The organism is Roseateles sp. (genome assembly GCF_036404855.1).
Taxonomy (GTDB): domain Bacteria; phylum Pseudomonadota; class Gammaproteobacteria; order Burkholderiales; family Burkholderiaceae_C; genus Pelomonas.
On record NZ_DASWYS010000384.1, the window covers coordinates 1 to 7,725 of the forward strand.

Genomic DNA, 7,725 nt, shown 5'->3' on the forward strand with positions numbered 1-7,725 from the left:
GCGGCGTCCAGCACGTGGACGATGAGCGGGTGGTCGCTCGGTCGGCCCTTGGCAGCAAAGATCTTGGCGACGGCGGCGTCTTGGTCGGCCCGCGCGGCCAGCCCGTAGACGGTTTCGGTCGGCAGGCCCAGCAGCTCGCCGTCGGCCAGACGCTGCGCGGCGGCCTGGATGGCGGCGGGATCGTTGCCGGGCAGGAGCAGCATCAGAACGACGTGTGCAGGCCCAGGATGGCGGCGGCCTCGACCGCGACCGCGTGCGCCGCCTGTGCCGTCTCGGCGGTGATGTTCAGGTGGCCCATCTTGCGGCCGTGGCGCGCCTCGGCCTTGCCATACAGGTGCAGATGGGTGCCCGGCAAGGCCAGCACACGGTCCCATGCAGGCGGCGTCGGGCCCCCATCATCATTGAACCAGAGATCGCCCAGCAGGTTGAGCATGACGCTGGCCGAATGTTGGCGCGGCTCCGGCAGCGGCAGGCCGGCCAGGGCCCGCACCTGCAGCTCGAACTGCGACACGTCGGCGCCATTCATCGTCCAGTGTCCGGAGTTGTGCGGACGCGGCGCCATCTCGTTGACGACGAGCCGACCGTCCTCCAGCCAGAAGAACTCGATGCACAGCACGCCCACATAGTCCAGCGCCTGGGCCACCTGGCGGGCAGCAGCAATAGCCTGGTGCTGCACCTCGGCCGGCACGGCGGGCGCCGGCACCTCGGTGACGGCCAGGATGCCGCCGCGGTGCAGGTTTTGCTGCACTGGAAAGTTGACCGTCTGCCCGTCCGCGCCGCGTGCGACCAGCACGCTCAGCTCGGCCTTCAGCGGCAGCAGTTGCTCCAGCACGCAGGGCACACGCTTGAGCCCCGCCCAGGCTTCGGCCAGCTCGGCGGCAGTCGAGACACGCACCTGGCCCTTGCCGTCGTAGCCCATCCGGCTGGTCTTCAGGATGCCAGGCAGCAGGGCCGGGTCCACCGCCGCCAGCTCGATGTCGTTGGTGATGACGGCGTGCGGCGCGCAGGGCACGCCAGCCGCCTCGAAATGGGCCTTCTCGACCGCGCGGTCCTGACACACGGCCACGGCCGCGGCGGCCGGCGCCACAACGCGCATGCCGGCGAGCGTCTCCAGGGCCACGGCGGGCACGTTCTCGAACTCGGTCGTGATCGCGTCGCAGTCGCGCGCCATCTGGGCCAGACCGACGGGGTCCAGGTAGTCGGCCTTCACATGCTTCTCGGCCACGGCGCCAGCCGGGCTGATGACGTCCGGATCCAGCACGATGCAGCGATAACCCAGCGCCTGGGCGGCGTGGACGAACATGCGGCCCAACTGGCCGCCACCGAGGACGCCCAGCGTCGCGGCACCGGGGAGCAGCGCCGCCATCAGCGCAGCTCTCCGGTCATGGCTTGGGCGACAGCCGTCTGCTTCGCGCGGAAGGCATTGAGCTTGTCCAACAGCGCCGCGTTGCCCGTGGCCAGCATCGCGATCGCGAACAGTGCTGCATTGGCCGCACCGGCATTGCCAATGGCGAAGGTCGCGACGGGAATGCCCTTGGGCATCTGCACGATGGAATGCAGCGAGTCCACGCCCTGCAGGTGGCGGCTGGCCACCGGCACACCCAGCACTGGCACCGTCGTCTTGGCGGCCAGCATCCCTGGCAGGTGGGCCGCGCCGCCGGCACCGGCGATGATGGCCTTCAGGCCCCGACCGACGGCCGCCTCGGCATAGGCGAACATCTCGTCCGGCATGCGGTGAGCCGACACCACCCGGGCTTCGAAGCCGACACCGAACTCGGTCAGAATCTCGGCCGCCTGCTTCATCGTCTCCCAGTCGCTGCTGGAGCCCATGACGATGCCAATGACGGCGTCCGGGTTCATAGGGGCTGGGGTCTGCAAGGCGCGCTCCGAAGCTCAAAATAGCCTTGAATTGTAGGTTGCACGCCTTCAACTGCTTCCCGCCATGATCGACATCACTCTCCAGAACTTCGAAGCCGAACTCATCCACGCCTCGCAGCGGCAGCCCGTGCTGCTGGACATCTGGGCGCCCTGGTGCGGCCCCTGCCGCACCCTCGGCCCCATCTTGGAGAAGCTGGAAACCGTCTATGCCGGCCGTTTCGCGCTGGCCAAGCTCAACAGCGACGAGGTGCCGGAGATCGCGACGCAACTGAGCCAGATGTTCGGCGTGCGCTCCATTCCCTTCTGCGTGATGTTCGTCGACGGCCAGCCGGTGGACGGCTTCGTCGGCGCGCTGCCCGAAGCGCAGATCCGCGAGTTCCTGGACAAGCACGTGCCGCCGGGCGAGCAGGTCGAAGCCGAAGCGGATCTGGCAGACGCCCAAGACCTCCTGGCCGATGGCGACCTGGAGGCCGCGCTGGGCAAGCTCGCCCACGCCGTCCAGACCGACCCGGACAATGACGCCGCCCGCTTCGACTATGTGAAGGCCCTGTTGGAACTGGGCCTGGTGCAGGACGCGCGCACCGCCTTCGCGCCCGTGGCCGCCAAGGCGGCGGATACGCTGACGCCCTCACCCCGCCTGGCGGCGCTGGCGACCTGGCTGACGGCATTCGAAGCCGGTGGCGACCCCGCCGTGCTGCAGGCGACCATCGCAGCCAACAAGCGCGACTTCGATGCCCGCTTCGCGCTGGCCCAGCACCATCTCGCCCAGCAGCGCTTCACCGAGGCCATGGACGAGCTGCTGGAAATCATCATGCGCGACAAGACCTGGAACGGCGAAGCCGCGCGCAAGGCCTATGTCGCCATCCTGGAACTGCTGACCAAGCCTGCCCCCAAGCCCGCAGCCGAGGCCAAGAGCGGCACGCTGGAGCTGGCCGGCAAGGCGGCCGTTGTGCAGACCGACCCGCTGATCGACCAGTACCGCCGCAAGCTGTCGATGGCGCTGTTCTGAACGGGCGCCCGTTCAGGGCCCGCTGTTCCGGCTGCTGCGGATCTCGCGCAGCTTCACGCACTCAGGGTCGTTCTGGTAGACGGGCTTTTCGCACTGCCGGTCGATGCACCAGGCACGGGCGAACAGCACGCGACCACCACAGGCCTCATTGGCCGTCTTGGGTTCGTTCGAGGGGGGCGTGGCCGCCGAGGCCGATGCGGCCCTGGTCGTCGTCGCCCCTGCCACGGCTGCAGCCGTTGGCTGGGACGCGCTGGACGCGGGAATGCGCTGCACGGGACGGAAGTCGCCCGGCTTCTCGGTGAGGATGGGCTTGGACGCCGCCTCGCGACGCGAAGGCGCTGACGCGATCCCCGGCACCGGTCTGGCCTGCGTGGCCGCCAGCGAAAGGGGCGCGGACGCCGTCGCCATGGGGGATGGCTTCGACTCAGGCTGCGGGATCGGCGTCGGGGCTGGCGGTTCGGACCTCGGCGCAGGCGCGGCGGTCGAGGCCGCCGGCTCGGCGAGCATGACCTCGGGCCGGGGCGGGATGCCGCGCAGCTGCATGACGAAGAGGCCGAGCAGCAACAGCGCCACGACGCCGCCGCCCACGACGGCCACGCCCTGCCAGGAGCGCGGCCGGGACGACGCCGGCTGGTCCGGCCCGGTGGCTGACCGCGGCGGAGGCGATGCCTCCCGGCGCAGCGGCATCACGACGGTGGCAGCGGGATCGTCCGCCTGCGACGGCTCAGTCTGCCGGCTGTCGGCGAATTCGATATCCAGCGGCGCGGTCCGTGGCGGCGCCGGCTGGGCCGGGGGCACGCCGGCGTGGCCGTCAAGCACCTCGCGCCAGGCAGTCACGCTTTGCGGCCGCTGATGGGGCGGCACGCGCAGTGCCCAGTCCAGTCCGGCGAGGAACGCCTTCGAATAACCGACCACGGCCAGCGGCATGAGTTCGTCGCCCATGGCCCGGGCCGTGGCCGGTGGCGGCGGCCGACCGGTCAGCAGTTCGTGCATGGCGGCGGCCAGCGCGTAGAAATCCGTCCACGGCCCCTGGCGCAGCGACGTGGCCTCGGCGTACTGCTCGATGGGCGCGAAGCTGGGCTTGAGGATGGCCGTGAAGATCTGCGTGCGGCCGCTGATGGTCTGGCGGGCGGCGCCAAAGTCCAGCAAGATGGGTGGACTGCCATCGGCCGGCAGGAAGATGTTGTCGGGCGCGACGTCGCGATGCCAGACCTGCTGGGCGTGAAGGGTTTCCAGTCCGTCGAGGACAGCGTCGAAGATGCGCCGCACCCAGGCCTCCGGCGGCGGCGTCGGGCGCGTCTTGCGGGCCTCCCGCAGATTCTGGCCGACAAGGCGGGGCATGGCCATGTAGGCCGTGCCGTTGGCTTCCCAGAAGCGGTAGACCTTGAGCAGGGACGGGTGGTCGAAGCGGGCCAGCAGCTTGGCCTCGTTGACGAAGCTGCGCCGGCCGAGCTCGAAGGTCTCCTTCATGGACACCGAACGCACCGACACTTGGGACTGCCCGTCGCGCGACGCGAACTGGCTGGGCATGTACTCCTTGATCGCGATCTCTCGCTCCAACGAGTGATCTCGTGCCAGATAGACGATGCCGAAGCCGCCCACGCCCAGCGTGCCGAGGATCTCCAGCTCGCCAAAGCGCGTGCCGACAGGCAGCGCATTGATGACGGCATCGTGGTCGTGCGCGTCGCTGCTCACCGACGCCCCCCTGCGCGCGGCGCCGCCAAGCGGAATTGGGCCCCTTCGGGCGGCCGTGCGTTGGTCATAGGCGGGCGAGGGTAACGCAGCCGCCCCCCGTGGGCAGCCCGTAAAAAGCCCGGTCAGCGTGGCGGAGTGCCCATTCCGGCCGCACTCAGCTGCCTTGCCAGGAGCCGGCGCTGGTCGCCATCCTGCCTCCAGGCCTCTTGCGCGGCGTCGCCGTGCTTGACCGCCAGTCCTTCCTCGTGCAGACGGGCATAGACCTGGGCCAGGCGTGCATGCAGGGCGGCGCGCTCGTCGAGGTCGCACTGTGGAGAGTCCTCGGCAAGCACCTCGACGGCGGCCTGGTCAGCCAGCGCACGGGCGCGGGATGCCTCGCCGGTGTTGGCCCAGCACCATGCCAGGTCGGCGAGCAAGCTGCCGCCCGTGCGGGCCAGACCAGCGGCCACGGCCTCGGGCAGGTGCGCTTCCAGCAGCGCGGCGGCGGCGGGAAAGTCGCCCTGCACCGTCAGCAACTGGGCACGCAGCAACGGCGTCAGGTCGGCGCGGGCCGAGCCGCCCACGGCGTCATCAAAATGGCCGATCGAGTCCACGCCCAGCAGCACCGCGGGTGCCTCGCCGGGCTCCCCGGCCAGCGCCGCGTGGCGGATGCGCAGTGCGCGCATCTGCATCTGGTTGTAGAGGAGGGCCGCGAGGCCGGCGTCGTCGCCATCGGCACTGGCGGCGCGGCGCCCCCAGGCATACCAGGCGGTGGCGGCGGCCTCGTCCTGGGCAAGGTCCCAGGCCATCCCGAGCGCCGAGGCGACCCGACAGGCAGCGGCGTTGTCTGGCGGTCCGGCGAGCACCGCGGCGGCGTGGACAACCAGACGGTCGAAGTCACGGTCGACGAAGGCCATTTGCGCCAGCCATGCATCGCACAGGGTCCGCAGCGGGGCCAGACCAGCCGCCTGGGCCATCACGTGAGCGCGGCGCATGCGCTCACGGGCACCGCCGCCGAAGGCGCTGAAATACGCCGTCAGCCCCTCGGCCAGGTGCAGCCACGCGGCCAGCTCGACCCGCGGGTGTGCCAGCGCGCTGGCCTGCAGCCGGTCGAGCTCCTCGCGCGCCTCGGCCTCACGGCCATGGCGCAGCCACAGGATGGCGCGTTGGGCCTGCAGCACGGCAGCGCGCGGTGGTATCGCAGCCGCGGCGGCAATCTCGGCATCGAGTCGCTGCGCCAGCCGGCTGCGAAGCTTGACGCTCATGCCGTCAGCCGCTGTAGCGCCTCTTCGTACTTCTGAACCGTGTTGGCGATGACCTCGGCGGCGAGTGCCGGCGCGGGCGCCTTCTTGCCCCAGGGCTGGCCGTCGATGCGCACGGCCTCCAGCCAGTCGCGCACGAACTGCTTGTCGTAACTCGGGGGGTTGCTGCCCGGCGCGTAGCTCTCGACGGGCCAGTAACGCGACGAATCGGGCGTCAGCACCTCGTCCATCAGCGTCAGCGTGCCGTCGGCGTCAAGGCCGAACTCGAACTTGGTGTCGGCAATGATGATGCCCTTGGTCAGCGCAAAGTCCGCGGCACGCCGGTACAGCTGGATCGAAATGTCGCGCACCCGGGCGGCCAGGTCGGGACCAATGATGGCGGCGGCCTGTTCGAACGAGATGTTCTCGTCGTGGTCGCCCATCTCGGCCTTGGTGGCAGGCGTGAAGATGGGCGCGGGCAGCTTGTCGGCATTGCGCAGGCCCGGCGGCAACGGGACGCCGCAGACGCTCTGCGTCTTCTGGTATTCGGCCCAGCCGCTGCCGGCCAGATAGCCTCGCACGACGGCCTCGATGGGCAGGGGCTTGAGGCGCTTGACCAGCATGGCGCGGTCGCGGATCTGCTCCCGCTCCTCGCCAGTGACGACGGACAGTGGGTCCTCGCCGGTCAGGTGGTTGGGGACGATGCCGTCCAGCTTGTCGAACCAGAACAGCGCCATCTTCGTCAGCAGCGCTCCCTTGCCCGGGATGGGCTCGCCCATGATGACGTCGAAGGCCGACAAGCGGTCGCTGGCGATCATCAGGATGCGGTCCTCGCCGACGGCATAGTTCTCGCGCACCTTGCCGCGGCCGAGCAGGGGGAGGGACTTCAGGCTGGATTCGTAGAGGGCTTGGGGCATGGCGGAGATTTTAGTTGCCCCCACCCCCGGACGCTCCGGGCCGATCGACCGCCCCCCCGAAGCCGACCCGCCCTGGCGATACGGGCGGCTCGATCCCAAGGCGCTCATCACCTCCTCGGGGCCCGGGGAAGGACGAGTCCAGCGGAGGTCGGCCCCGGCGAGGCCTCACAGATAGCTGCGCACGCTCGCAGCAAAGCTGTACACGTCGATGGGCTTGCTCAGATAGCCGTCGCAGCCCGCCGAGCGGAAGCGCTCCTCGTCGCCCTGCATGGCATAAGCGGTGAAGGCGATGACGGGCAGGTCGGCGAGGTCGGGCGTGGACTTGATGGCCCGCACCAAGCTCAGTCCATCGGCGCCGGGCAGCTGGATGTCGACCAGCGCGATGTCGGGCCGGCACGCACGCAGTCGGGCCCAGGCTTCATCCACGTGCAGGGCGCGGTCGACCACAAAACCGTCGGCCTCCAAGATGTACTGGGCCAGTTCGAGATTGAGTTCGTTGTCGTCGACGACGAGGACGCGTTCTCCTGCCATGGTCAGCTCCCTGCGCGGCGACGGCCGCGACGCTCCAGGCGGGCGGCGCGAAGCAGGGCGTCCCGCACCTCGGCCAGCGGCCGCGCCTGGTCCTGCGCCGTGCTGCCCGCGATGGCGCGGGCCGAGCGCGCCAGCACCTCGATCTCCTCGACCGCCAGGGCCAGCGCCGTCCAGACGATGACGGGCAGCTCGGCCCAGCGCGGGTCGGAGCGCAGCTCGTGCAGCACCTGGAAGCCGTCGATGCCCGGCATCATCAGATCGAGCACGACGAGCGCAGGCTGCAGCGTCTGCAGGCGCTGCAAGGCCTCGGCGCCGCCAGGCACGGCGACAGCCTCGACGCCGACGGCCTGCAGCGCGGCGCACATCAACTCACGCGACATCGCTTCGTCGTCGACAACCAGCACGGGTCGGCCCGGACCAAGGCGCTCGCGCAGCGGCACGAGCGCGCGCGCCAGGGCGGTACGGCGCAGCGGCT

9 protein-coding genes are annotated in these 7,725 nt (G+C 70.3%); 1 reads left to right on the plus strand and 8 read right to left on the minus strand.

Annotated features, from left to right (window positions below):
- From VGF12_RS25885 to purE, 3 genes are all read right to left on the minus strand, one after another.
- A partial coding sequence (locus VGF12_RS25885) for an L-threonylcarbamoyladenylate synthase (RefSeq protein ID WP_414710207.1) occupies positions 1-203 on the minus strand: 203 nt, incomplete at its 3' end.
- Positions 203-1,366 (minus strand): 5-(carboxyamino)imidazole ribonucleotide synthase, encoded by a 1,164-nt coding sequence (locus VGF12_RS25890; protein WP_331178932.1) that lies wholly within the window; start codon positions 1,364-1,366, stop codon positions 203-205. The genes VGF12_RS25885 and VGF12_RS25890, both read right to left, overlap by 1 nt.
- Entirely contained in the window at positions 1,366-1,860 is a 495-nt protein-coding gene (purE, locus tag VGF12_RS25895) for a 5-(carboxyamino)imidazole ribonucleotide mutase (protein WP_331178939.1), read from the minus strand. The genes VGF12_RS25890 and purE overlap by 1 nt, the downstream gene beginning before the upstream one ends.
- An 82-nt stretch (positions 1,861-1,942) precedes the next feature.
- On the opposite strand from purE, the gene VGF12_RS25900 reads away from it, so the two are divergent.
- Positions 1,943-2,887 carry a tetratricopeptide repeat protein gene (locus VGF12_RS25900; protein WP_331178933.1) on the plus strand — a complete coding sequence of 315 codons (945 nt, stop codon included), beginning with the start codon at positions 1,943-1,945 and terminating at the stop codon, positions 2,885-2,887.
- Positions 2,888-2,899: 12 nt separating this feature from the next.
- Here the strand turns inward: VGF12_RS25900 and VGF12_RS25905 are convergent, their stop codons facing one another.
- The 5 genes from VGF12_RS25905 to VGF12_RS25925 form a co-directional block, all read right to left on the minus strand.
- Positions 2,900-4,582, minus strand: coding sequence for a serine/threonine protein kinase (locus VGF12_RS25905; protein ID WP_331178934.1), 1,683 nt, complete (start codon positions 4,580-4,582; stop codon positions 2,900-2,902).
- Positions 4,583-4,704: 122 nt separating this feature from the next.
- Positions 4,705-5,826 (minus strand): hypothetical protein, encoded by a 1,122-nt coding sequence (locus tag VGF12_RS25910; protein WP_331178935.1) that lies wholly within the window; start codon positions 5,824-5,826, stop codon positions 4,705-4,707.
- Complete coding sequence (locus tag VGF12_RS25915; RefSeq protein ID WP_331178936.1) at positions 5,823-6,719, minus strand: phosphoribosylaminoimidazolesuccinocarboxamide synthase; 897 nt, start codon at positions 6,717-6,719, stop codon at positions 5,823-5,825. Before VGF12_RS25915 ends, VGF12_RS25910 begins: the two co-directional genes overlap by 4 nt.
- 165 nt (positions 6,720-6,884) lie before the next feature.
- On the minus strand, positions 6,885-7,250 hold the full coding sequence (locus tag VGF12_RS25920; RefSeq protein WP_331178937.1) for a response regulator: 366 nt from the start codon (positions 7,248-7,250) through the stop codon (positions 6,885-6,887).
- A gap of 2 nt (positions 7,251-7,252) precedes the next feature.
- Positions 7,253-7,725 (minus strand): response regulator (locus VGF12_RS25925; RefSeq protein WP_331178938.1); only part of this gene is annotated, 473 nt, incomplete at its 5' end.

Excerpts from the sequence above, each read along its gene's own strand:
- VGF12_RS25890 (WP_331178932.1), bottom strand. The coding sequence starts at position 1,366 with ATGGCGGCGCTGCTCCCCGGTGCCGCGACGCTGGGCGTCCTCGGTGGC.
- VGF12_RS25910 (WP_331178935.1), bottom strand. The coding sequence starts at position 5,826 with ATGAGCGTCAAGCTTCGCAGCCGGCTGGCGCAGCGACTCGATGCCGAG.
- VGF12_RS25920 (WP_331178937.1), bottom strand. The coding sequence starts at position 7,250 with ATGGCAGGAGAACGCGTCCTCGTCGTCGACGACAACGAACTCAATCTC.
- VGF12_RS25900 (WP_331178933.1), top strand. The coding sequence starts at position 1,943 with ATGATCGACATCACTCTCCAGAACTTCGAAGCCGAACTCATCCACGCC.
- VGF12_RS25915 (WP_331178936.1), bottom strand. The coding sequence starts at position 6,719 with ATGCCCCAAGCCCTCTACGAATCCAGCCTGAAGTCCCTCCCCCTGCTC.
- purE (WP_331178939.1), bottom strand. The coding sequence starts at position 1,860 with ATGAACCCGGACGCCGTCATTGGCATCGTCATGGGCTCCAGCAGCGAC.